A 26,732-nucleotide genomic window follows, 5' to 3' on the forward strand; every position below is an offset into this window, starting at 1 on the left:
GAACAGGTGAAAAAAAGGCAAGTTTTATAAATTTCGATACCCTTATAAACCTTGATTTAACGCGTTTTCGAATGTATCAATAGAGGTCCTTTGTTACATTCGGAATATTCTTATAAAAATGACCGTGAATAATGTTAAATCTAGTATTCTTCATTAACGGCATTTACAGCCTCATAGAGCGTTTTTATATCATCCTTAATGAATGACTCTAATGATTTCAACCAATGCCTTTAAAAGCTAAATATGGAGCTCGTTTTTTATCTTATCTATATTTTTGTACGAAAATGCATCATATTAAAATTCACTATTTTTTAAAACATTTTCTAAAATTGTATGCATTACCTATTTTCATAGAGTCCATACCAACAAAAGGCAGGAAACATACGCTAAAAGTAATTTCTGTTTAAAAAAAGCCAATTTTCCCTGTACTAAGGAATCATCGGCCCTTAATATTATTGAATGTAACTCTAGTAACTTGATTCCAACCATTTATAATTTGACCAATCCACAAAACATTCCAGATCCAGAGCTAAAAGTACGCCCATTAACAGACCATTACCGATAAGGGGACGAATATATATAGGAATCGTAGCGAACACTTCCGCAGGAATGTTCGTAATAAAGATACCAAAATGTGTCGGAGTAGCAATTCGGTATATCGTTTTAGAATTAAATTGAATATTATGCAGCGGTACCGAATAATTGTATATAGGCCATAAATAAGACTGCACTCCCTTTTCTAACAGAAATTGTCGAAAATAAGGCTCCTAACGTAGGCACAAATCCAAGTAAAGTGAAAAGCGCTCGAAAATAAATTATGATGTTCGTTTATTTGCCTAAAGAATGAATTGTTCATTCATAAACTTTCAGGGATAGAGGTTTAATAACAATGGAGAGTATAATTACGAATAAGTGGACAGTGAAAGGCAAGTACGTCGTGATTACCGGGGCAACTAGCGGCATTGGGCTGGCCACAGCCAAAGAACTCGCAATTCGAGGCGCAAACCTGGGACTTGTCGCACGTAATCAGACCAAAGCGACTGAAGTAGTGAATCGAATTAAGGCATTAACCGGAAATAGCACCACAGTGGATGTGTTCCTAGCAGACATGTCTTCTCAGCAGTCCATACGTCAGGTTGCTGCCGAAATTCTGGCAAGGTGCCCGAAAGTGGATGTCTTAATTAACAATGCCGGCGCCTTGTTCGAAACTCGACAACTAACTGTCGACGGATTGGAGATGACCTGGGCGGTCAACCATCTAGCACCCTACCTGCTTACGACACTGCTCCTAGATCGGTTAAAGGAAAGTGAGCAATCACGAGTAATCACAACCGCATCCCACGGTCACAAGATGGCCAAGAAGGGGATTAATTTTGACGATCTTAGCGCCGAGCATCTCTATAGCTTTCCCAAAAAGTTCGTTGGCGGCCCTACATTTCGCTACGCGGAAACAAAGCTCGCCAACATCTTATTCACCGCTGAATTGGCGGGGCGACTGGAAGGAACCGGAGTCACAGCTCATTGCTTCGATCCTGGGCTAGTTTCCACGAACTTTAACCAGAACAACGGACTATTGGCCCGGTTGACCATGTCCGTGATGAAGATATTCTCCCAAAGCCCTGAGAAAGGTGCCGAAACTTTGGTATGGTTGGCGGACTCAGCCGAAATTACCAGTCACAATGGCCGTTATTACACCGACATGCAAATTACAATACCATCTGTACCCGCTCAAAATATGGACGCGGCAAAGCGTTTGTGGGAAGTAAGCAAGGAACAGATCCAGTGCTCGGACACCATTGATAAAGAGTAGTCCTATCTTACCTGAAAATTGGAGAGTGAACAATCGTTGACGCAATTAGATGAACCTCATGATGATGCAGAGAACAGATTAACATTGCAGTCTTAAAGTATTTGCACACCGAGGAATCATAGGAACAAAAATGAGTATGATTGCTGCTGAGGCCGGAATTAACCAAGGTCTTTCCTACCACTATTTCAAATCCAAAGAAGAGATTTTTTACTCTGCTTGTGAAAGAAGCCATGGAAGAAGCGCAGGTGACACTTGAGAACGTCCGTAATGCTATCACCCAAAAAGAGAATTTTTGTTATGTAAGCGTTCCCTTAAGGTCATTATACCTATAAGTTATTACCCTTTATCTTTCTGAATAATTTATCAATGAGAACAGAAATCCGATGCTGGATTAGCGACCAAGCAGCAATTTGGGGCTTTATTTTGTTTAAGGATTTCTAAAATCGGTCCCGGAATTTCTTTTCCTCGATTGTTGTTAGATTCATATATATTAACAATAATTATGTTATGTAAACTAATATATTTGATAAAGAGAATCTTAGATACTTCCCTTTGTCAAATGTAACCCAATCAATCAATTAATGAATATAAAAACTGGCATCATCTATGATTTCTATTTCTTTGTAACCTTTCAGCTCATCCATCAATTGGAAAAGTGCTCCATCCTTTTGTTTTGCTTCAATCATGCAATCCAGCTGTGGTAAGCTTCCCTTTATTTGTTGCAAAAATTCCATGAACATTCCTGTATCCACAAAGTCAGCGTGTGCTCGGAATTCTTTATCGGACCTTGGACTTGAAATATGCATTTTCGGAGGTAGCTTGGAATTACTCCAGGTATTTAATATTCGATTCCAATGGTCTTTCCAATCTTCACTTGGTAACTGATGTGCGAGGTAATGGTGATAATCAAAAACCATTGGAATCCCTAATTTCTCACATAAATAAAGGGTTTCCGACAAAGTATAGGTAGTATCATCATTCTCAAGAATGACCATTCTTTGAATCGATTCAGGAATCAAACCCCAATTATGGATGAACTGCTCTAATGCCTGTACATGCTCCCCATAACCGCCACCAACATGCAGAACACAGCGATGCTCGGGATCGACTCCCATTTTTTTTAATAACGTATGATGCATCCTTAATGTTTTTAATGATGTCTTCAGAATATCGATATTTGTACTATTCAAGATGACGAAATGATCTGGGTGAAAATCTATCCTTATTTTTGGGTGGTCCGTTATGAATGTTTTTAATTTAGCCAGCTCTTCTGAAATAGGCTCGATGTAATCCCATTCTGGAATTTCTGGATGATTGGCTAAAGGGATAAGTTTTGAAGAAAGCCTAAAGAACTGAATATTATTAGATTCGTTATGTATCAGTAAACGCCAGCAATTATGAAGATTGGAAATTGAAATGCGTTCGAGCTTCCTTATCGCGGCATCTCTGTCCTTAATTTTCGAAAACTGAGCAAAAGTCATCGTTTGGGATGGTGAACAGTTTGGAACATGATTACTCATGGCTACATAACCAAGGCGGATTAATGTCAATGGGATAGCTCCTTTACGGTTTTATGGTTATTGGAAGTATTCCCCTTTGCAATCAATATTATATATGTAAGCAACCATCCTTCCAAAAATTAAAAAATGGCCTTTTTCCAAATGTTTATCGGGCAAAAACCATTTTTCAAATATTCATTTTCACGCTAGAATTTCATTTCTTTTTTTGTTCTTACACTGGAGGGGTCGGGGTCGGTTTGGCATATCCACTTTTATATTTTTCATCGACCTTATTCCGGATCTCTTTGATGCTCATACCATCATTCAAGTCCAATATGGATTGTGCAGCTATTTCTAAGCAAACTCCACATCTCGTACCGTGGTCATCCCAAACGACTTCACCATTTTTTTTATTCTCATGGATAAAACAATCGTAATTATTTTTATGGTTAGCTGACTCTCCACAACCGCAGTAACAAGGTATTTTTTCAAGTAAATCTTTGTTTTGAGCAACAGCTAAATAGATTGTCTTCATATCCTCAGGTTTATCAGCCAAGAAATCCGGTGCTATTTCCTTACTGCTGGTCTCCTCTTGAAGATCTCCGGATACTGTATGTTCGGAATGTCCTTCATGACTGCTTTCGTTTTGAACAACACTTTCCTTTTCATTTGAACAACCTGAAAGTACTAACGAAGAACAGATACCCAAAGTGATGGTCATTAATTTAAACTTCATTTATACACTCCTTTATCATTTTCATACTCCCATTTTATGGCACGGAAGACATTTCTACAAGCATAAGGTTCCAACAAAATCAGGATTGAAAATGACAAGTATCAAGTATCCAGACCACATAACCCAAATACGATTTCGTGCATATTTTTAGAGTATTAACCACACTTTAAGGTAAAAAGAATGAGGTGATATTGTCGTGAGAATGTTTCCATCATTGTTAATTTTGTTAGGCACGTATTTACTTATTATACTCCTTGACAACCTACAGGGCTTGAATATATTGCACTCTTTCTATAGCATCAAACAATATTTGATAGTAGCTCGTGGAGAAGATTACTTTCTGCTCATTTCATTCACTATAATCTTTTTATGTTTGATAGTTTTCTCAGCCGTCAAAAACCGGCAGACTCCCTCTTCATGAAACTGCTGGTTTCATTTTTTGTTTTATATATGCCGTAATCAATAATAAAATGGGAACGCCAATGAGTAATGGTAGGTGCAAAAGGTAAGGGACGACTTTTAACCCTTCATCTATATGAGCCTGATAGCTAGGTGCAATCATAAGCGAAGAGAAGAAAATAACACCGCCAACCAGATAAATGAATACAGGGGAAGGTTTCATTTGAAATAAGTCTGCAGCGCCAATAATGGCACAAAAGAAAAAGATTGATATCTTAATGAAACCTAAAATGATCATTAAAACAAGAATGAACGAATCCAGTCTTTCTATAAAATCAGCGATATTTATATAACTGACCGCTGTAAGAGCAGGGAAATTTGATCTTAATACCGCCTCTGGACCCAATACGGACAAAAGAATGATCGAATTAAGAGTTAAAGAAACGCCACCTATAATTATCGCTAAAAGGCCCACTTTAACGGCAGAGCTCTTTTTATTCAAATACGGAAGAATCATCGTGAACGTAATCAATTCTCCAAAAGGTACGGTGATACCAGAAGGAATCAACTCTTTCCATACCTTTCCCCATCCATTGCCTAAAACAGGCTGAAGGTTTACCAATTTTGTATATCCTCCTAGTACAAACATAATGTTCAGAATCAAAAGGGTCACGATAATAATGGTAAAGCATAAGCATGTAACACGTGCAAATGCTTCTACCCCTAGGTGAACTCCATAAATTAAAACAAGTATCATGCATATCCCCAGCGTTATAATGGAAGTGCGTCTATAAGTGGAGCTAATTAATAATTCTTCAAAATCCCGTAACACTCTTGCAGCAAGATAAACAAAATAGATGATATAGAAAAAACTGAATAAACCGCCAAAATATTTACCCCAAATTTTTCGGACATAACCGGTCATCGGTAAGTCAGGGTATTTTTTAAATAATGAAATATACACGAAATACAGTAAACACCCAAAAAGAGTTGATAAGAGATTCACAATCCAGACATCCTGCTTGGCCCCTTTTCCTATATCAAGCAGTAAATTACTGCCAAACATAAAAATGACCATCATACAAAATAACTGAACTCCATCAATTTTTATTTTAGGCAATGTCTCCTCACCTCCTCATTTTTTTATTTCGACTTATAAGGTTCCATTCGCATTCCGGAATTAATAATGTCAACGTTTACCTTCATAGATATCTCCGCATCAGAAAATAGGTTATCCCAATTTTTTTTATGCAGACGCCAATAATCCGGGTTTGTTCGAGACAAGGCATCACCAAAACCAAAAATGTCCGACTTTTCTTTTTGAGCGATTCTAATCGTCCTTTTAATTTGCTTTTTTAGATCATTTTCCATTTTTCTTTCGAACTCTTTTAACAACTTCGGATTGCTCATATCCAGGTCACAAGATGTTTCCATCATTTCTCCCATCACATTCAAACTAGTTTGAATGACAGGTTTTTCATGGTGGATTTTGGTTTTCATTTTGCTTTTTGCTCTGATTACCGTGATCGTGACATTTCCCTTCTCACTGCAGGGTATCACAACATCTGTCCTGTTTATTTCCGATGTCACAAACTGAGCAGCTCTGGCCGTTTCTCCATCAAGCCATCTCACCATTTTTCCTTTTCTAAATAGGGCTAATCCTTTTGCCTCTATATAAGCCGGGGAAGTCGTCTCAAAATTGCTTAATTGCTTTGCCTCTTTTGAATCATTCCTTATACTGATTCCAGGAAGTGATACATCCTTCCCTTCACTCGTAAGTGCTGAAATGGTTTCATATAATAACACTTCATTAGTGGATCCATAGTCGCTTTGCTCACTTTTAGTTGTGGTAATGATATTTTTACCTGGAGTAATTTCAAGTGGTTCAATTACACCAAACAAATACTCTGCAGTCTTCCCGCGAGCAATAAAGATCGGGACACTTACCCTTTGATTTTTGCCTCTATCGACAGAATCATATAATAAATCAATACCATTTCGTGCTAACTCTTCCCCGATAATAATGAGAGAAAGGTGTGAAATATTGTTTTCTCTAGGAATAATGGCTGATGCCCTTGCAAAAGCCTCAACTAGCGTTTTTGCCGTTACAGTATAGTTGATGACAGCAAGACCTTTACCTCCGGAAGTGCTGGTTTGGGCTAGCCCGCTTGGATTAATGACTTGATAGGTTACTTTGTATGGGTTTTTTGGATCATCGTTATGGTCGATTCCCATCCCTATAATGACCCCAAGCTCGTTTAATTCCCGATAATTTGAACACCCTGAAATCAATAAGCAAATGGCTGCCATCCATAAAAGCGAAATATTAATTTTCATTTTTCATCCCCAATCGTTTTTAGCCGAGTTTTATTTTCTTGATGGTTTTTTTAATAGTGATGGTAGTGGGAATCGAAAAAAACCATCTTTTTGCTCCTTGAAACGAAATGGAGCAAATGGTGCAAAATATGGTACACCAATTGACCTCAGGCTGCTCATATGAAGCCAGATACATAAAGTGAAAAGCAATATGCCATATAAGCCTATGAATGCTGAAATAAAAATCAACATAAATCGAATTCCACGTGTCACATTAACTAGACTGGTATTCGGCAGTGTAAAACTGCTGATTGCAGAAATGGCTACTATGATAACCACTGCCGCTCCCACAAATCCCGCTTCAACAGCTGCCTGCCCTAAAATAAGTGCTCCTACAATTGATACAGCTGGCCCGATCGCTCTTGGCATCCGAATTCCTGCCTCGCGTAAAATTTCAAAGGCCATTTCCATTACCAGTATTTCGACAATTCCTGGAAAAGGAACATTTTCCCTTTGTGCCATTAAACTAACGATTAAAGTTGTAGGGATAAGCCCCTGGTGATGAGTAATTAGGGCCAAATAAATAGAGGATGCATACATCGATAGAAAAAAGGCTGCAAATCTTAACATCCTTAAAAAGGAGCTGATGTATTGATTTTGATAATAGTCCTCCGGAGATTGAAAAAATTGAGAAAAAACCGCTGGTACGATTAATACAAAAGGTGTTCCTTGAATAATGATGGCGATTCGCCCTTCCAATAAATTGCCAACAACCGCATCAGGTCGTTCCGTATTCAAAAGAAGGGGGAAAATGGTCGTTCCATCATCTTGAATTAACTCCTCAATGTAATTCGATTCAAGAATCCCATCAATATTAATGCCCTTTACTCGTTCTTTGACTTCCTCTACAATACTTGCATCCGCGATTCCCTGAATGTACATGATCCCAATATCCGTTTGCGTGACATTTCCGACTTTCAGGCTCTCTAAGCGTACATCAGGATTTTGAATCCTAGCACGAATTAAGGACGTATTGGTTCTTAAATTCTCAGTAAAACTATCTTTTGGTCCTCTAATGACCGTTTGGCTTGTCGGCTCAGTTATCGCACGGGATGGCTGTTTTTTCGTACTTGCGATGAATGCTTTTGTACTGCCATTCAACAATACAACAGTATCTCCTGTCAAAACCGCTGACATGAAATCCTGCCAACTTTCTTTAACGGTTAATTGAGATACCGTTAAAATATGAATAGCTCGTTCCTCTAACCCTGTCAATATTTGATTATTTTCTTTAAACCACTGTATTAATGGATCTACTATGTTTTCATTAATGATGTTACTATCAGCCAATCCGTCAAGGTGGATTACAGCTGCTTGTACCGATTTATGGTGTGGAGACTCAATCATTCGAATTGACAAATCTGAACTGTGCCCGAGCTCGTTCATTAATTTCACTACATTTTCATTCACCACGTCGGATAAGGTGTTTACTTTTATTTGATTATTTGTTGTAGGTTTTTCTTTAGACCTCTTAAGAGAACGTCCTATTCGCACTTTTCCGCCCCTTTTGGATTAAGTGTATTTAATATGTTCGTTTCACTATTGATTGATTATAAATATATGTAATTAAAGGCTAGTGAGAAAAATATTGATAGTAATTTTATTACCTCACCTTTCACCGAAAAAAGCCGATGATTCCTTATTAGGGGGAATCATCGGCTTTAATATATATCGTTCATAATTTAATTTCTTGTTTACAGGGTTTGCGCTCAATATTCGAAAAATGAACGAGCAAGGTCTTTATTTCTTACTACTCGATAAAGTTAGCGGAATGGTTATGAGTGAAACTCCTGCTGCAATCCAAAACCAGCTTGTATTTCGTTTTTTTCCTCTTCCGCCTTTACCGGGTATACTTGATCCGTATGATTTTCTGGTGGTCGGCCGTTCTATGTCTGCTGTTTCATTCGCTTTATGCAATTGCTGATTCTCTGGTAGTTGAGTGGTTCTTTCTAAATCGCTTGTATCTTCTCCCATTCCTTTAAGGAAGGTCATCAGAAAAGTCATGGCTTGTTTGACTTCTTGGTCATTCAAGGATCGCATCAACGCTAGATAGCTTGGCTTATCAGGAGTTTTATCAGCTTCGGCCACACGGGCAATCCCTGAATTGACTTTGAGGATAAGCGGTTCAAGCTGTTGAACATTAAGTGTCCCTAACGTGCCAAGTATGAGAAGGAGATTTTTTAGCGTATTTGCCGTTTCTGGGGTGTCTGCTGTTTTGACCAGAATGTTCAGCACTTTGTCCCCTTCCTTCAACAAACTGTTAACCATTGATAATATCCCACGATCCTGCATGCCTTTCATAACTTCAAACGTTTCTTTAATCACTTCTTTATTTTCCAAAAGGGTACGCTCTATATCCTCGAGTTCAATTCTTCTTCTTTCTTCATCGCTTAAGGTGATTCGATTGATCACTTTTGTCGCTTTAGCCACGGTTCCTCTCCTCCTTTTTGATTTTCAAGAGGTCACCAGGGAATATATAATCTTCGCGGGCCCATTTTTTTTGTACTTGTACACCTATCTGTGGTTGTGGATTACCATTACGATGGTTGATGCTCGGCAATGGATTATCTCCTTTGACCATGAGCACTTCCATTTTTGCCTGAACCTCCTTATAGGCAGGGGTATCAGTATCTTTATCTGAATGACTGCTAGTCAATTGGTTGATTGCCCCGTCACCCGAATCGTTCATTGGCAGATAAACCTCTTTACCTTTTACACGATCCGTAATCAGGCATTGCACTTTTGCATTTCCATATGGTGAAGTAAGCCGAACAAGAGTGCCATCCTCAAGCCCTCTATCTTTTGCCAATTCCCGGGATACCTCAAGGAATACTTTTGGCGTTTTGGAAGTGATGCCTTTTGATTTATAAGTCATGTTTCCTTCGTGGAAATGTTCCAACAATCGGCCATTATTCACATGTATATCAAACTCATCCCCAAAGTTAATCGGTTTGGTCCATTTGACTGGAAATAACCTTGCTTTTCCATCGGGGAATGGAAAAGCGTCCGTGAATAAAAGCGGCGTATCTTTACCATCTGGTGCCACTGGCCATTGAAGACTTTTATATCCTTCCAAGCGTTCATAACTTACTCCAGCATATAATGGTGATAGTTTAGCTGCTTCGTCCATGATTTCACTTGGGTGTTCATAATTCCAACCTGCTCCTAACGAATTAGCTACATTCATAATGATTTGCCAATCAGGCTTTGAGTCGCCCAACGGTTCAAAGACTTGATATAGACGTTGAATACGGCGTTCGGTATTCGTGAAAGTACCTTCTTTTTCAAAGCTTGGGCTTGCTGGGAGGACGACATCCGCGAATTCTGCCGTCCTTGATAAGAAGATATCTTGTACCACAAAGAATTCCAGTTTTTCAAATGCTTCATGAACATGATTGATATTGGAATCGACCAGCCCCATATCTTCACCTTTTAAGTACATTGCTTTGATGGTACCTGCATGAATCCCTTCGACCATTTCATGATTATTAAGGCCAGGGTTTTCGGGTATTTTGGCACCCCAGATGTTTTCATATTTCGCGCGTACGTTTTTGTCCGTTACTTTTTCGTAACCTGGCAAGCGATCCGGCATACTGCCAAAGTCGCTGGCTCCTTGGACATTATTATGTCCGCGTAACGGATAAGTACCTGTTCCAGGTTTACCGTAGTTACCTGTTATGAGCAATAAATTGGAAATTGCAGTACTCGTATCGCTTCCTCCGCCATGTTGCGTAACGCCCATTGCCCAAAGCGATGCAACGCTCCCCGCTTCATGAATGGCTTCTGCAAGCGTAATTAAATCTTCTTTAGCTACGCCTGTTACTTTTTCGGCATATTCCATTGTGTAAGGTTCTAAAGTCTTGATGTATTCCTCCATCCCATTTACACGATTTTTGATGAAGTCATTATCTGTCCAACCTTTGTCGACGATATATTTAGTCACGGCCGACAGCCATATGATATCCGTTCCCGGAGCAGGCTGGATGAAGAGGTCGGAACGTTCAGCCATTTCATGCTTTCTGATGTCCGCCACAATCAGCTTCTGTTTACCTAGTTTATGGGAACGTTTGATTCTGGTAGCCAAAACGGGGTGGGATTCGGATGTATTCGAGCCTATGATCAATACAAGTTCGGACTTTTCGATATCCTTTATACCCCCTGTATCTCCGCCATATCCAACCGTTCTGAATAATCCCAAAGTAGCAGGAGTCTGACAATACCGGGAACAGTTATCCACATTATTGGTGCCAATGATTCCCCTTGCCAGCTTTTGCATTAAATAGGACTCTTCATTGGTGCATTTGGAGGACGTTATGAAAGCCATCGAATCCGATCCGTGATACTCTTTGATTTCGGAGAATTTACGGGAAATCAATTCAAGGGCTTCTTCCCATTCAGCTTCCCTGAACGCATCTCCTTCTCTAATTAAAGGTTTTGTGAGTCTTTCTTCACTATTCACGAAATCCCATCCGAATTTCCCTTTTACACAAGTCGAAATTCCATTTGCAGGTGCCTCCACTTGCGGTTCGATTTTTAGGATTTTACGATCTTTGGTCCAAACGTCAAAGCTGCATCCTACCCCACAGTATGTACAAACCGTTTTCGTCTTCTTGATTCTTGCTTCCCTCATGGCTGATTCCATATCTGAAATCGCTAAAATCGAACCATATCCCGTTTCTACATTTTTCGTTATTTCTATCATGGGTCGAAGAGTTTGTTTAGCGATGCCGGTTAAAAATCCGGCTTCTCCTTCCATTCCTTTTTCCATCATTGCATTACACGGACAAACTGTGGAACAGTGTCCACATGACACACATGAAGATTCATTGATTGGAACATTATTATCCCAAATGACACGTGGACGTTTTGCTTCCCAATCAATGGTCAATGTTTCAGTGACCTGTACATCTTGACAAGCTTCAACACAACGGCCGCAAAGGATGCATTGATCCGGATCATATCGATAAAATGGATTTGACCGATCCACTTCATATGGCTTTTGATCAAAAGGAACACTTTGATGATTTACCTTCATTTCCTTAACAGTATTGTGTATTTCACAAGTGCCATTATTATAATCGCAAACCGTACAATAAAGCTCATGGTTATACAATATCTTGTCCATCGCCATGACCTGTGCTTCTTTTACATCTGGTGCAACTGTATCGATTACATCCCCATTCTTGATTTTGGTGGAACAAGACCTTACGAGTTCTCCATTAACGCTTACTAAACATGTATCACATGTTTCGATAGGACCTAGGCTAGGATGGTAACAAACATTCGGGACTTCAATCGAGCTATCCGTCAGCATTTGTAAAATTGTTTGATTACCTTCCAGGCTGGCCTCAGCACCATTGATTTTTATCTGTACTTTCTCTGGCAAAATAATCGCTCCCCTCTTAAAAAACGATAAAATTCATCATTAAGTATTTTCTACCCCCGCACATTTTTTCTCAAACTTGCGAAAGAAAATAATGGAAGACTTCATTTGACCAATAATTTTCATATCAAAAAATGAAATAAAGCCGAAGTGAGACATAGTATTCACTCACTTCGACTATATTATCATTGGTTAGAGTTTGTTTTTTAGTACAAACGAACTCAAAGGGGCAACGGTTATCTGACTCCCTTTAACCCTTTCTATTTCTTCCAGGCCCGCCCGCTGATCATCCACTAAAACGGACCACTCACCTTCGTGGGGAAGAGAAATGGTTATCGCGTCCCAATTTGCATTATGAATCACTGCAATTTTGTAATCCTTATGTTTTAAAGTAAATGCAACCGCATTTGGAGGAGCATCAATGAATTGTAAGTGCTCCTCAATTTCTTCGGGTGTGCTTAACCTAAAAACAGAATGATTTTTCCTGAGCGAAATTAGTCCTTTCATATACTCTACTTCCCGATTTAACTCCGCTCTCCTTTTCCAATCCAACCGGTTAATCCAATCGGAAGATTGATAGCTATTTTCATCCCCATCCTTCGTACGCATGAACTCTTGTCCAGCATGTATCATTGGAATTCCCTGTGACAGTAAGACGACGGCCGAAGCTAATTTATGCATCTGTTTCCGTACCTGTTCTGTCGCATCTGGATTAGTGATGAGAAGCTTATCCCATAAAGTATAATTATCATGTGCTTCAACATAATTGATCACTTGATCTGGTCTTTGATATGTTGCTATATCTTCGTCATATTTCAAACCACCAGCGATGCCCTTTTTTATAATATCTTCCATTCCTGGTTTGCCATTCACGAATCCTTTATCATGTTCATTCATTACAAACCCTTTTAAACCATCACGGATCGCATCGTTAAAGTGAGCGATTCCAGGCATTTTAAAAGCATTCTTTTGATTTGCTTTCAGCTCTTGGGCCAAGGGAGTATCCATATCCCAGCCTTCTCCCAAAACAATGAGGGACGGATCAATTTCTTCCAGTGCCTTTTTCACTTCATTCATCGTTTCCACATCATGAATCCCCATTAAATCGAAACGAAAACCATCAAGGTTAAATTCCTTTGCCCAATAGGTTACGGATTCAACGATGAATTTTCGCATCATTTTACGTTCAGACGCGGTATCATTTCCTACACCTGTTCCATTAGATAAGGTGCCGTCGGCGTTATAGCGAAAAAAGTAAGTAGGAACGAGTTTATGGAAGTTTGAGTCCTCCACTGAATAAACGTGATTATATACAACATCCATGATTACGCGTAAACCGTGATCGTGTAAACCTTGAATCATTTCCTTTAACTCCCGGATCCTGACTTTTGGTTGATATGGATCAGTCGAATAAGAGCCCTCGGGAGCGTTATAATTCTGTGGATCATATCCCCAGTTATATTGTGGTTCATTCAATTTCATTTCATTGACTGTAGCAAAATCGAATATCGGGATAAACTGAACATGGGTAACACCTAGATCTTTAATATGATCAAGACCCGTTTTCGCTCCATCTGGACCTTTGGTGCCGGCTTCAATCACTCCTAAGAATTTACCTTTATGATGGATTCCGCTTTCAGGATGAATCGACAAATCCCGTGTATGCAATTCATAAATGACTATGTCCTCAGCTTTTTCGAGAGGCGGTTTATCCCGAGTCCACCTTTCAGGGTTCGTATCAGTTAAATCTATCACAACTCCTTTATTACCATTAACAGTAACTGCACGAACATAGGGATCGACGGCTTCACTCCAGGTTTCTCCCACTCTCACTTTATATGTATAAATCAAACCATTCTGATCTCCGTTCAGCTCAATGGTCCAGGTCCCCTTTTCCGAACGAACCATCTGAATCTCCATTCCATCTGTATCATCCCAATGTTTATAAGTGACTAGCTTAGCTTCAGATGCAAGTGGTGCCCATAATCGGAATGCCGTTTTATCTTTAAGATAGGAATTTCCTAAATCTTTGCCTTCATAGAAATATAGTTCATCCAATTCCGACGGGTTTACTGGATTAATATTTGCAATCGGCAGAAATTCCAACTGATTTTCCGCTTCATTATCCATAGGTTTTCGATTATTTTTATTTTCTTCTTCAAAATAAGAAAGTGAATCTTTAATAGGTCATTCCTCCATTGCAATTCCCATTTTGGAACAGGAATTATTAATTTTTATAATCATGAGCGAATCTTCCCTTATGGTATGATTCCACAGGCAATTTCCACCAAAACATTCGATCAGCAAATTATATCAAAAATTCAGAAATCTATATTTATTAATCGAAAGCTGCATGTCAATTAGCTGAACCTTACCTATCATTTTATGAAAAGTGAATTCAAAAAAAAATGCCTCCATAACAGTTTTACGGTCTTGGAGGCATTTCTAGTACTCTTTATGGTGTTTTAATAATTTTCACAGAGGTATCCTCAACAATTGCAGTGAAGTTCTTAACTTCAGGCTGCTCAAAGATAAAGTCAGTGATGCCGTCTTCGAGCTGTTCTTGAAGAACACGGCGGAGCGGTCTCGCCCCGAAAGCTGGGTGATATCCGAGTTCAATTAGCCTTTGTTTCGCTTCATTCGTTACATCTAAAGATAAACCATTTGCAGCAAGGGTTTCGTCTAGCTCGTGAATCATGATATCAACGATTTGCAGAAGATCTTCCTTTTTCAATGCCGAGAATTCAATGATGCTATCGAATCGGTTCAAGAATTCCGGTTTGAAGAAACTGCCTAAAGATTGTAGGATTGAAGCCTCTTCCACAGCTGAACTTGTACCGAATCCCATTACTTTTTGTTTCTCTCCGACCCCAGCATTACTCGTCATGATGATCACGGTATCTTTAAAAGTAACGGTCCGCCCTTGACTATCGGTTAAGCGGCCATCTTCCATGATTTGCAGGAACATATGCAATACATCCGGATGTGCCTTTTCGATTTCATCCAATAAGATGATACTGTAAGGTTTGCGGCGAACTTTTTCCGTCAATTGTCCAGCTTCCTCATGCCCTACATATCCAGGAGGAGAACCGATTAATTTAGAAACACTGTGTTTCTCCATGAATTCACTCATGTCAAGACGAATCATTGCTTCCTTGTCCCCGAACAATTCCTCAGCAAGAGTTTTCGCCAATTCGGTTTTACCTACTCCCGTCGGACCAACGAAAAGGAAAGAACCGGTAGGACGATTTTTGGATTTTAACCCTGCACGACTTCTTCGAACGGCCTTGGAAACCTTTTTGACAGCCTCTTGCTGCCCGATTACTTTTTTCATCAGCTCCTCTTGGAGATGAACCATTCTTTCTTGCTCGTCTTCTTGGAGCTTACCTACAGGTATACCAGTCTTTTGTTCGATGATATTTTGAATGTCTTCAACGGTAACTGTTGGCTTAATTGCATCTTCCCCAGCCTGTAAGGACTTTTCCAGTTTTTCTTCTTCATCACGGAGAAGGGCAGCTTTTTCATATGCTTCTTCTTTCAAGGCCATTTCTTTTTCTTTATAAATTTGCACCAGACGCTCTTTCATCTTTTCTACCTGGCCGTCTTCGATGGTCAAGTTCAATTTGGAACCAGCTTCATCCATTAGGTCTATTGCCTTATCAGGCAGGAATCGGTCTTGAATGTAGCGGTTCGAGAGTTCAACAGCCGCTTTTAGGGCTTCCTCACTATATGTTACACCATGATAAGATTCATAACTATCTTTTAAACCATGTAAGATGACCAATGCCTCAGCCGTTGTCGGCTCATTAACGTGTACAGGCTGGAAGCGTCTTTCAAGGGCACCGTCTTTTTCAATTTTCCTATATTCGGATAAAGTGGTTGCTCCGACAAGCTGAAGCTCGCCGCGTGCAAGTGCAGGCTTCAAGATATTTCCTGCATCCATTGATCCTTCGGCTGAACCCGCTCCCACAAGTTGGTGAATTTCATCTATGAATAAAATGACATTTTTTCTTTCCTGCAATTCGCTGATCAATTGCTTCATTCGTTCTTCGAATTGCCCTCTAATTCCAGTATTCGAAACAAGGGACGCTATATCAAGCATATATACAAGCTTATTACGTAATTTAACAGGTACAGAACCTTCAACAATCGCTAAAGCAAGACCTTCGGCAATGGCTGTTTTACCGACACCAGGTTCACCGATTAAAACGGGATTATTTTTATTGCGTCTATTTAGAACTTCAATGACGCGTTTGATTTCTTCATTTCTTCCGATAACCGGATCGATAAGTCCTGCTTTAGCAGCATCGGTCAAATTGTGGCCATACTCCTCAAGCAATCCTCCGTCCTCGCCATGTTCAGCTGAATCCGGCTTTGGTACATCATTATAATTAAATGGATTGAATGAATTTGGAAATCCATTATATTGGAATTTTCCTGTATCCATTCCGCCCATTGCTGCTCCAAGTTTGTTTCGCTCTTCTTTATAACAAGTGGAGCACAGTTTCACATCATGCTCCTGACCATTCATATTTAGATGAACTTGAATATTTGCTTGGTTTACATGGCATTTTTCACAAAGCATGTAGTACTCCTCCTTTTAAAAATTGAATTCACTATAAATCTTTGACCTTCTTTGACTTTCTGACTTTATTATACATTGACCTTCTTTGACTTTCAATAATTTTGTCTGGGAATTTTTTTGCAATAAAAAAGAAATTCCTTCGATTTGGTTTGCTAAGCATATTAAACTATCCAATTCCAGTCAAATAAAAAGATTCTATGTATGCCTCTTTGTACATTCAGATATTATTGATTACCCACTTCAGGATAACCAAACCTAATCTATTAACATAACATCAATTCCCTTTTTCCTTGCCCATATGCCTCATCCCCTCTTAATATTTAAAACAAAAAAAGAGACTTCATTAAAGTCTCTTTTTGTAGAAAACAAGGGAGCGGATTGTCTGCCAAGCAATTTGAACGTTTATAAAGAAAAAACTGCAGGGAAACTCAATTATTTCGAGTTTCCCTGCAGTCAGAGATATCATTAAGTCTCTTAGTTTTTTATATTAAGGTTGATTTCCTTCTATTATATACGTTTCGCACCAATATACTTTGGCTTCCAATAACTATTATTGGTTTTAGCGTATGAAACTCCTTTAGATGATGATGAGTGTATGAATTCATTGTTTCCTATGTATATAGCCACATGTGTAGGTTTTTTCGCTTTATTTGGTGCAAAAAACATTAAGTCACCTTTTTGCAGGCTTTTAACTTTCTTTCCTTTTTTATATATGTCAGCAGCGGTTCTTGGTAAATTCTTACCAGCCTTTTGATATGAATACTTCACTAAACCGGAGCAATCAAAACCTGAAGAAGAAATGCCACCCATTTTATATTTTGTACCTAATTCACTTTTAGCCACTTTAATCGCTTTTGTATGATATGAAGCAGCTTCCACTTGGTCCCCAGCAAAAGATGCGGATACAAGCATGATAGCCAATGACAATCCGACGACAATTTTCTTAAACAAATTATTTTACCCCCTGATGTGATTTGCTAAACTTAATATACTAGAATATGCATATCACTCGCATCACAGGATCTTTACAAATATGTTACATTTAGTAGATTTAGGAAGAATGACCATATAAAACATAAAAAAAAGTCGAATCAGGTATCCTTTCAATTTAAATTTATTTTACCTCATAGAAAAAACAGCGGTAAGCGAACCACTGTCAAAATTCTTTTGAGAAAAATGGAAGAAATAACTTTACCCCACGTTTGTTAAAAGGTAAACATTTCAAATCTGCAATTAAATGACTTATGTATCCTAATATACAAGTAGTGAAAATTCCGTCAATCCCCATAAAGGCTTCGAATTGATGGGCAATGATGCCAAAGAAAGCGATACCTGCAATCGAATGTGTATAACTTCTATGTGGTGTAAAGGATGCTAGGATAATATAAACTCCTAACAGCCACAGCCAGCTTTCCTGCAAAGATAAACCACCGCCTAAAACCGCTAATCCAGTCAAGGTCAGCATATGCCTTTGTCTGATGAAAGATGAAATGATGATGATTCCGATTCCTGCCCCTACACCGATCCATTTTTCCGTTTCAGAGCCTTCAAAAAGACTATAAATGATCATTAGTATCCCAATCGTTTGTGCTATCGTTCGAATAAACTTATGTGAAAAAGTAATCCTATTACTTAACTTCCCATCAATATCCATATCGGGCATAAGACCTGAAACTCCCCCAATGCCAACCAAGAATAAAGTGGTAGTTGGATCTGTTTGAAGTGTGTTTGCCGTCAAGAATCCAACTGTTGCCCCTAATGCCATGTGTGCTGTACCGTTCACTGTCTCTCTCCTGTCCCACTAAGAAGTAATCTCTGTTTCCAAGAAACGAATGTTTGTTCGAACTCCTGTATTCTAACTATACAATATTTTTGGGGGAATTTCTTTATTTTTTATAAAAAAGCCGTAGTAATCATTAATTTGAGCTAATAAATCCCTCGTTCTAAATTAAAATCAATTCTTCTAGAAAGTCTTTAATTGTTTTGTTTAGGTAATTTTCATCACTTAAAACCGCAAAATATTTTTCTGTAAATTGTAGTTTTTCATGAAATTTTATCCAAAATATGAATATACTAATCTATAAGGGGAGTGATTCAGATAGCTTTTTTAAATGCCTTCAATAATTTTAAAAACGGGAAAAAGTCCAAGAAAATAAAGAACATGGATTTTCGGGAACAACACGTAAAGAAATCGTCTGAGCTCATTGGTAATAATGTAATTGTCCAAAATATAATTAACAATCACCTTTCCAAAAAAAATAACCACTTGTAGGGTGGTTTTTTTAATTATTAAGGGAAATCGTTTCATTCTTTTCCAGCTTCTCACTCGCATCGTAAATATAGTGATACTGTAAATAGTAATCGTATATGACATTTTGCAGGATCTTAAGCAGTGATTTATCGAATGTATCGAATTCAGTTTGGTAACTATTTAAGACAGTGACAAATTTCCCGTCAATGTTTTCGAAATAATGGATAAGAAAGTTCTTGTGATATTCACTATCACTATTACTTTTATTCGTAATGCATGGATCGCCGGTTTGAATGGATTTATCTAGCATCGCTTTGATGGATTTAGGCAGCTTTGCTTTTTTGAACTGGTTCAGGGTATAAATATCGTAGGTAAATGAAAGTCCTAATTGATCGGAATAAAAATCTACGGCACAGTCCAATGTATAGATTAAGGGTGTTTTAAAGTCCTTGCTGTTAGCAATTTCCTCTGATATCTCCAATTGATATTCCTCGGATGTTAAATACGCAGCAAATTTCATTTTTGAACTGCTCATGCTGAATACTTCATAAACGGCTGCATCTTGTTTTTCAATTTCAATTTCGATATTAAAAAATTTAAAGTGTTTTAAACGGTAAAAAGCAATCGGTGCTAATAGGAAAAGCAATATCCAAACAAGGTAAAGAAATAACGTGTTAAAGATGATTTGATAAAATTCAGACGTCACAATCGGTTCGATGATTAACGATATCAATGTATGTTCAAAGCCCTGAGATATAGGGGGATTTGTGGTAGGACCAACGGCTTCCTCTGGCCTTTTCAAAGTTTGGATACCTAAATGAGCCATTGCAACTAGCGTATAAACAAAAATTAAAATTGTCCCAATCACATAAAATTTCGGCATGAATCCTATAATCCTGTCGAAAACAGAAATTCGCTTATCTTTCTGCTCCTCTATAGCCAATGTGGTTGCTCCTTTTAATATTATTAATATCAGGAAAAGTCTACAGGGACTTAGAACTTCCTGGAGACTATCTATTTAATTTATATGTTTATAATTATGTGAAAATACGTAAAATTCGTATAATGATTGACATATTCCAAAATACTTTCGACGTTTTCATTAAAATTAAAAATATTTCGTCGTTAAAAATGCCCAACCTCTTCATTGAAAATGAAAGGATGAGCAAAAGTTTAGGTGATTTATTTAGGACGGACCCTTTATCGCAAATTCTTCGACCTTCCTTAAAAACAACTCGATGGCTTTTGAGGCTTCGAGGTCTAACTTTTTCACGATCGAAAAAGGTCTTATAATGGGTTCATTTTTCAAATGAAAGGTTTTCAATTCATTGGACTTCAGTTCTTTTTGTACAGTCAATCGTGATAACAGGGCAATGCCAAGCCCAGCCATCACCGCTTCTTTCACTCCTTGGATACTGGTGAAAATAAACGTTTTCTTTATATTTAACTCCAGGCTGCTCAGAAGTTTATCGGAATATGTACGGGTTCCAGATCCTTGCTCCCTAAGCACCCACGTTTGGTTTTGGAGCAATGTGCCCTCGATGAGATCCATCTGTGAAAGTGGATGAACCGGGGGGACGACGACTATCATCTCGTCATTCATGAATGGTCTGACATCAATATCTTTATAATTCGTTTCACCTTCAATCAAGCCTATATCAAGCTTATTCGAACGTATTCCTTGTATGACTTCATTGGAATTCGAGATGATGATTTGTATGTCCACCATCGGATATTGAGCCGCAAATTCCGCTAAAACTTTTGGAAGGTAGTATTCCCCTATCGTGAAGCTTGCTCCTATTTTCATCGTTCCGCTAACCACGTTATTAAATTCATTTATTTCTCTTATTGCTGTCTCATAATGATCAAGCATTTGCTTTGCATGTCTATACAAAATTTTTCCCGGCTCTGTTATTTGCACTTGTTTGGGAGAACGATAAATTAATTTCGTTCCTAATTCATTTTCCAGATTTCTTATGTGAAGACTGACTCCTGGCTGAGACAAGTTCAGAATATCCCCTGCTCTTGAAAAGTTTTTCTGTTCGATTACGGTGACGAATACTTTTAACGGATCCATGGTTACCTCCCTTATTTACCTTTGTGTTTCATTTTATCATAAGTAGAAGTAATCATTGAAATAGCAAAAATATATTTCACTTATTTTTAATTAAGCTTTAAAGTTAAGGCATCAACATAGATGGAGTGATCACACTGGAACAAACAAACGTTGAAACTAAAAAACTTGGATTTACAAAAGGAATAGCATTGACTTTGCTAATTGCCATTGCTGCAAAATACTTAGCAGAGCTTCCATTCCTTCATATAATGGGACAGTTAGTCATTGCGATACTGATTGGTGTTGTTTGGAAAGCGATCATTGGCGTCCCAGCTTACACCGTTGCAGGTACAAATTATTCAAGTAAAGTCCTTTTGAGAGTGGGCATTATTTTATTGGGAATGCGCCTGAACCTAAAGGATATATTTAATGCCGGTCCGAAAACATTTGCAGTGGGTGCAATTTGTCTTGTATTTGCTATATTAGTAGTTTATGGATTGACCCGTCTTTTTAAAGTTGATAAAAAGCTAGGCATATTGACAGCTTGCGGAACGGGAATTTGTGGAGCTGCTGCCATCCTGGCAATTTCCTCCCAAATAAAAGCAAAAGAAAAAGATACTGCAATAGCCGTAGCGACGGTTGCTGTTTTAGGTACAACCTTCACTTTCGGTTATACAATCCTATATCCATTATTGGAGTTATCCGATCAAGGATATGGGATATTCTCGGGAGCGACACTCCATGAAATCGCTCACGTGATCGCTGCAGCAGCGCCAGGGGGAAATGAGGCAGTTGACTTGGCAGTCGTGGTCAAATTGACTAGGGTGGCCCTGCTCATTCCCGTTGCCATTTTAATCGGTTTCATCATGAATTGGAAAGATCGATCAAGAGATAACGGAAAGAAATTTTCCTGGAAGTCCATTCAAATACCTTGGTTTATTTTTGGATTTTTGTTAATGAGTTCCCTCTATTCTACAGGTGCAGTTCCTGAACCCATAGCCGATAAACTTGTTATGCTTTCCTATATCCTCATGGCTATGTCCATGGCAGGACTAGGATTGAATATTGACCTTTTAACCTTTAGAAAATATGGCGGTAAACCTTTTATAGCTGGACTGATTGGCTCTATATTATTGACTTGTCTCGGGTATGTATTAGTTCAGGTTTTCCATTTAAATTAACTTTTCAATTAAAACAAGCATCCCTTAATCGGCATGCTTGTTTTTTTCTATAGGATGCGGAACATTGGCACCGTAAAAAATTTCATCCATCTCCGTTCGAAGCCTTTCTATAATTTCTTGCCTTTCATCTGTATTCAGCTTTTCCTCTGTATAGCCGAATAGGTAATTATTAATATCGAATCTTTTCAGCTTACATTTTGTATGAAATATATTTTCCTGGTATACATTCACATCAATCATGTCATATAAACCCTTCACTTCATCAGGAATATAGTTTTGAATGGAATTAATATCGTGATCAATGAACAATTTCCGCCCATCCTTATCTCTCGTAAAGCCTCTTACTCGGTAATCGATCGTGATAATGTCGGTATCGAAGGAATGAATGAGATAATTAAGGGCTTTAAGAGGTGATATTTCCCCACAAGTAGAGACATCAATATCGGCCCTGAATGTGCTTATGCCTTCATTTGGATGGAATTCAGGATATGTATGTACGGTAATATGGCTTTTATCGAGTTGCATGACCACATTATCAGGTAAAGGCCCTGGTGATTCTTCATAAGTTCCCGTAGGTACTTCTACGACAGGACCTTCCGAAACAAGAATGGTTACACTTGCGCCTTGAGGGACATAATCCTGTTTGGCCGTATTTAAAACATGTGCCCCTATTAAATCAGAAACATTGTGCAAGATCTTCGAAAGCCGCTCTGCATTATATTGTTCATCGATATAATCCAGGTAGGCCTCTCTCTCTTCCCTGGTTTTTGTGTAACAAATATCATACATATTAAAGCTTAAAGATTTCGTAAGATTATTAAAGCCATGAAGTTCAATACGCTGCTCTGGTGTAAGTTTCATGATTGATTCCCCTTATATTTTTTTACGACTACCCTTATAGTTACCCTTTTTCTGAAATAAAAAACTAAGTCTGCCACTCTAAGCTTCTGACTTCTAATCGGTATTTGTCATTTCTGGCCATGGAAAAGCCATTGCATTAACATGCAATGGCTCTTTTGGTTTAGGCAGTATGAATTTTTTTCTTTTTTATCGGTGAAAGAATTCGTTCCAGCCAGCCGAGTATAAGATCTGAGAGAATGGCCATCAATGCCGTCGGAATTGCTCCTGCAAGTATGATCGCCGTTCCATTCGAAGCATTCGTTCCCCTGACAATGATATCCCCCAGTCCGCCTGCGCCTACGAATGTACCGACAGCGGTTACTCCAATTGCAACGACAAGCGCTGTACGTAAGCCAGCCATGATGACAGACAGAGATAATGGCAGTTCGACCATTCTCAGTAATTGGAACTTCGTCATTCCCATAGCCTTGCCAGATTCTAAATAAGCATGATCGATACTTGTAATTCCGACATAAGTGTTCCTCAAGATTGGCAGTAAGGAATATAAAAACAATGATAAGATTACCGTATTTGTTCCTAACCCCATTACTAGCATCAGGAGAGCGAGCATAGCCAATGCTGGTGTGGTTTGTATGACATTCGTTATCGAAAATACCCAATTGCTCAATTTCTTATGTTTCGCGATGAAAATTCCTAACGGGATGGCTACAATTGCTGCAAATAAAACTCCATAGGCGGACATTAAAAAGTGGCGATAAAATTCAGTAAGTACATACATCCAATTTTGGGAATAATAAGTTCCCAGCTGTTGCAAGGTTTCCATTAGTGTGCACCTCCCATTTATTCAAAATATTTATGTGCTTTAAGGAATTCAGATGCTACGACCGATGGCTCCTTCAAGTTCCCATCAACTTCATAGTTCAGTTCCTGCATGGTTTCAGTAGTGATTTCACCAATTAACTTGTTAAGCTCATCTTCAATTTCAGGATATCGTTCCAATAATTCTTCGGTAACGACCGGTGAACAGTCATATGGAGGGAAATATTGTTTATCATCTTCCAAAAGTTTCAAATCATTAACCTTAATCCGTCCATCTGAGGAATATGCAAGGACAATATCCATCTGACCACTTTTGACTGCATCGTACACCAAGCCAATCTGCATCGGAAAAGTTTCCCCAAATTCCAATCCATATGTATCGACGAATCCTTTATAACCATCCCCTTTTCTTTTCAGCCAAGCACTGTCTACACCTAACCTTAAATTATCTGCATCCTTTTCCAGATCGGATATTTTCTGATACCCCTTTTCCTCTGCCAATTCATTTGAAATCGTAAAGGCATAAGTGTTATCGAATCCGTAAGAATCAAAAAATTTGAACCCATATTGTTCTTTGAATTCCCTTTGAACAATTTCCATCGCCTTTACTGGATCCTTTTCAATTTCCTGTCCCAGTACACTCGTTAAATCAGTCCCTGTATATCGAGTTGCGGCTATGTCTATGTCACCGGTCTCCATCGCCTTTTGCTGAACGAAATTGGAACCTAGATTTTTAATGATTTTCGTATCAACTTCCGTATTCCTTTCAAGGAGTTGAGCGATCATGTTCGCCAAGATCTCGGATTCGGTCATGCTTTGGGCCCCGATCTTTATAGTAGTTTCAGAAGATGACCCTAAACCAGGCAAGGAGCAGCCGGTGATCACTAATGAACAAACAATAAGGGCCTTTAAAATTGTACGTCGCATTTTTTTATACATGGTAATCCTCCTCAAGCAACTTCCTTCATACCTTTCAATCCTTTTGGTACGACTTTTCGTTCAATGATCGAGAATACATGATCCACCAGGATAGCCATGATGATTACCGGAACTGCACCTGCGATGATATATTCTGTTTGATATAAATTCAAACCGATAAATATGTAATCTCCAAATCCCCCGCCTCCAATAAAGGAGGCTAAGGTGGCCCATCCAATTAAATAGACGGAAGCAGTACGGATGCCAGCCATAATGACGGAAAGTGCAAGCGGGAATTCAACCAGACGAATTCTCTCCCAGCTTGTCATCCCGATGCCGCGTCCGGATTCCAGAAGATTTCCATTTACGCCTTTAATGCCTGTGTATGTATTTCTGAGTATGGGTAAAACGGAATAGAAAAATAACGCAATGATTGCGGGTGTTTTCCCAACTCCGAGGAAAGGAATGAAAAAGGCTAGGACCGCTAAACTCGGCAATGTCTGCATGATGTTTGCTATTCCGATTATTATCGAAGCGCTCCTTTTCATTCGCGTCAACATGATCCCTAGTGGTACGGCAACTATTATTCCAAGGAAAACAGCGATCAAGGATATATATAAGTGCTCCCATGCCTTAAAAACCAATTCTTGCCAGTTCATTTGTAAAAAATCGAGCAAAGTTTCCATCTCATTCACCTCCTAAAACATTTCTGCCATTTCTGCCATTTGATTTTCTTCCTCTCCCCAAATGCTGTCATATACGATGTCCACCAATGTGGCCCTAGTGACAATTCCGACCAAATGTTTATTGTGGTCAACTACCGGCACGTATTTGAATCCTCGTTTTAAAATCTTCTGAACGGAATCACGGATTAAAGTATCCTGTTTCACTGAATAGACTTCAGTATTGATGACTTCACTGATAAATTTAGCCTTTTTTCGATATTCACTGATCGTTTCAACATCCACGAACCCTTTCAACACATTTTGCTCATCGACCACAAGTAAAGAATCTACCCTTTTCTCGCGCATGATCGTAATAGCACCTGTAAGGGATTTTTCCTCTGTAATGGATATTGGATTTCGACTCATGATCTGTTCAACCAACTCAACATTTGGTCTTGTTTGAAGCAGGCGATCTTTGCCGATGAATTCTTCCACAAACTCATTGGCTGGGTTTCTGAGGATTTCATCCGGTGTTCCCACTTGGACGATTTCACCAGCTTTTAAGATGACGATCCTGTCGGCTAGCTTAATGGCTTCATCCATATCATGGGTAACAAAAACGATAGTTTTATCAAGTGTGCGCTGTAGATTTTTAAATTCCTCCTGAAGGGCATCGCGGGTGATTGGATCAAGTGCGCCAAAAGGTTCATCCATTAAAATGAGTGGAGGATTGGAAGCTAGTGCTCTGAGAACGCCTATCCTTTGTTGCTGCCCGCCGCTCAATTCGTAGGGATACCTTTCCAGGTATTCAGGTCCCATATCGACAAGCTGAAGCAATTCCAGTGCACGTTCCTTTTTCTTCTGTTCATTCCATTTAAGAAGTTTTGGAACGAGGGTGATATTTTCAAGAATCGTCATGTGAGGGAAAAGTCCGATTTGCTGGATAACATACCCGATTTGTCTTCTTAGCTCGACTGGATCTTTATCCATGATATTTTCACCATTAATAAGTATCTTTCCTTCCGACGGTTCGATAAGACGGTTAATCATTTTCATTGTCGTTGTCTTACCGCATCCACTCGGACCAATGAAGCAAATGAACTCCCCTTTTTTAATATCCAATGATATATTTTTTACAGCTTTCTTTCCTCCCTTATAGATTTTCGATACATTTTCGATTTTTAACATAACAA

General features: G+C 38.8%; 20 protein-coding genes and 1 pseudogene. 3 read left to right on the forward strand and 18 right to left on the reverse strand.

The window, feature by feature from the left end; translation table 11 throughout:
* Window positions 1-889 precede the first annotated feature (889 nt).
* Together MKY17_RS13900 and MKY17_RS13905 are read left to right on the forward strand one after the other, a co-directional pair.
* The gene (locus tag MKY17_RS13900) at window positions 890-1,810 is read left to right on the forward strand and encodes an SDR family oxidoreductase (RefSeq protein WP_339202292.1); all 921 of its coding nucleotides are present in this window, start codon (window positions 890-892) and stop codon (window positions 1,808-1,810) included.
* A gap of 136 nt (window positions 1,811-1,946) precedes the next feature.
* A complete protein-coding gene (locus MKY17_RS13905; RefSeq protein ID WP_339202387.1) occupies window positions 1,947-2,066 on the forward strand; it encodes a TetR/AcrR family transcriptional regulator in 120 nt (39 codons plus the stop codon).
* 322 nt (window positions 2,067-2,388) lie between these two features.
* Here the strand turns inward: MKY17_RS13905 and uvsE are convergent, their stop codons facing one another.
* The 13 genes and pseudogenes from uvsE to MKY17_RS13970 all read right to left on the reverse strand — a co-directional run bounded on the left by uvsE (window position 2,389) and on the right by MKY17_RS13970 (window position 21,116).
* Entirely contained in the window at window positions 2,389-3,360 is a 972-nt protein-coding gene (gene uvsE, locus MKY17_RS13910; protein WP_144553149.1) for a UV DNA damage repair endonuclease UvsE, read from the reverse strand.
* Window positions 3,361-3,541: 181 nt separating this feature from the next.
* The gene (locus MKY17_RS13915; protein ID WP_098373296.1) at window positions 3,542-4,045 is read right to left on the reverse strand and encodes a PCYCGC motif-containing (lipo)protein; all 504 of its coding nucleotides are present in this window, start codon (window positions 4,043-4,045) and stop codon (window positions 3,542-3,544) included.
* Between the two features lie 415 nt (window positions 4,046-4,460).
* On the reverse strand, window positions 4,461-5,564 hold the full coding sequence (locus MKY17_RS13920; RefSeq protein WP_098373295.1) for a GerAB/ArcD/ProY family transporter: 1,104 nt from the start codon (window positions 5,562-5,564) through the stop codon (window positions 4,461-4,463).
* 23 nt (window positions 5,565-5,587) lie between these two features.
* Window positions 5,588-6,781: a Ger(x)C family spore germination protein gene (locus tag MKY17_RS13925; protein ID WP_339202294.1), complete on the reverse strand. Its 1,194-nt coding sequence runs from the start codon at window positions 6,779-6,781 to the stop codon at window positions 5,588-5,590.
* A 30-nt stretch (window positions 6,782-6,811) separates the two neighbouring features.
* A complete protein-coding gene (locus MKY17_RS13930) occupies window positions 6,812-8,314 on the reverse strand; it encodes a spore germination protein (protein ID WP_286177216.1) in 1,503 nt (500 codons plus the stop codon).
* A 246-nt stretch (window positions 8,315-8,560) separates the two neighbouring features.
* Window positions 8,561-9,250, reverse strand: a complete 690-nt coding sequence (locus tag MKY17_RS13935; protein WP_339200080.1) for a DUF1641 domain-containing protein — start codon at window positions 9,248-9,250, stop codon at window positions 8,561-8,563.
* Window positions 9,243-12,206 carry a formate dehydrogenase subunit alpha gene (fdhF, locus tag MKY17_RS13940; protein ID WP_339200081.1) on the reverse strand — a complete coding sequence of 988 codons (2,964 nt, stop codon included), beginning with the start codon at window positions 12,204-12,206 and terminating at the stop codon, window positions 9,243-9,245. The genes MKY17_RS13935 and fdhF overlap by 8 nt, the downstream gene beginning before the upstream one ends.
* 189 nt (window positions 12,207-12,395) lie before the next feature.
* A pseudogene (gene pulA, locus MKY17_RS13945) lies at window positions 12,396-14,264 on the reverse strand (type I pullulanase); the annotation flags it as partial.
* Window positions 14,265-14,658: 394 nt separating this feature from the next.
* On the reverse strand, window positions 14,659-16,788 hold the full coding sequence (locus MKY17_RS13950; RefSeq protein ID WP_144553140.1) for an ATP-dependent Clp protease ATP-binding subunit: 2,130 nt from the start codon (window positions 16,786-16,788) through the stop codon (window positions 14,659-14,661).
* A 507-nt stretch (window positions 16,789-17,295) separates the two neighbouring features.
* Window positions 17,296-17,739, reverse strand: coding sequence for a C40 family peptidase (locus MKY17_RS13955; RefSeq protein ID WP_260398190.1), 444 nt, complete (start codon window positions 17,737-17,739; stop codon window positions 17,296-17,298).
* 205 nt (window positions 17,740-17,944) lie between these two features.
* On the reverse strand, window positions 17,945-18,571 hold the full coding sequence (locus MKY17_RS13960; protein ID WP_098373289.1) for a metal-dependent hydrolase: 627 nt from the start codon (window positions 18,569-18,571) through the stop codon (window positions 17,945-17,947).
* A 499-nt stretch (window positions 18,572-19,070) separates the two neighbouring features.
* Window positions 19,071-19,982 (reverse strand): hypothetical protein, encoded by a 912-nt coding sequence (locus MKY17_RS13965; RefSeq protein ID WP_339200082.1) that lies wholly within the window; start codon window positions 19,980-19,982, stop codon window positions 19,071-19,073.
* A gap of 243 nt (window positions 19,983-20,225) precedes the next feature.
* Window positions 20,226-21,116: a selenium metabolism-associated LysR family transcriptional regulator gene (locus MKY17_RS13970; protein WP_098373286.1), complete on the reverse strand. Its 891-nt coding sequence runs from the start codon at window positions 21,114-21,116 to the stop codon at window positions 20,226-20,228.
* 134 nt (window positions 21,117-21,250) lie between these two features.
* Between MKY17_RS13970 and MKY17_RS13975 the strand changes: the two genes are divergently transcribed.
* The gene (locus tag MKY17_RS13975) at window positions 21,251-22,276 is read left to right on the forward strand and encodes a YeiH family protein (protein ID WP_339202389.1); all 1,026 of its coding nucleotides are present in this window, start codon (window positions 21,251-21,253) and stop codon (window positions 22,274-22,276) included.
* Between the two features lie 24 nt (window positions 22,277-22,300).
* On the opposite strand, the gene speD is transcribed toward MKY17_RS13975, so the two are convergent.
* The 5 genes from speD to MKY17_RS14000 form a co-directional block, all read right to left on the reverse strand.
* Entirely contained in the window at window positions 22,301-23,137 is an 837-nt protein-coding gene (speD, locus tag MKY17_RS13980) for an adenosylmethionine decarboxylase (RefSeq protein WP_098373285.1), read from the reverse strand.
* Between the two features lie 160 nt (window positions 23,138-23,297).
* Window positions 23,298-23,960 (reverse strand): ABC transporter permease, encoded by a 663-nt coding sequence (locus MKY17_RS13985; protein ID WP_339200083.1) that lies wholly within the window; start codon window positions 23,958-23,960, stop codon window positions 23,298-23,300.
* Window positions 23,961-23,977: 17 nt separating this feature from the next.
* A complete protein-coding gene (locus MKY17_RS13990) occupies window positions 23,978-24,895 on the reverse strand; it encodes an osmoprotectant ABC transporter substrate-binding protein (protein ID WP_141992079.1) in 918 nt (305 codons plus the stop codon).
* Between the two features lie 11 nt (window positions 24,896-24,906).
* Window positions 24,907-25,560: an ABC transporter permease gene (locus MKY17_RS13995; RefSeq protein ID WP_339200084.1), complete on the reverse strand. Its 654-nt coding sequence runs from the start codon at window positions 25,558-25,560 to the stop codon at window positions 24,907-24,909.
* A 12-nt stretch (window positions 25,561-25,572) separates the two neighbouring features.
* Window positions 25,573-26,727, reverse strand: a complete 1,155-nt coding sequence (locus MKY17_RS14000; RefSeq protein WP_339200085.1) for a betaine/proline/choline family ABC transporter ATP-binding protein — start codon at window positions 26,725-26,727, stop codon at window positions 25,573-25,575.
* Between the last annotated feature and the right edge of the window lie 5 nt (window positions 26,728-26,732).

This window comes from Peribacillus sp. FSL P2-0133 (assembly GCF_037975445.1).
GTDB classification, from domain to species: Bacteria; Bacillota; Bacilli; order Bacillales; family DSM-1321; genus Peribacillus; species Peribacillus simplex_E.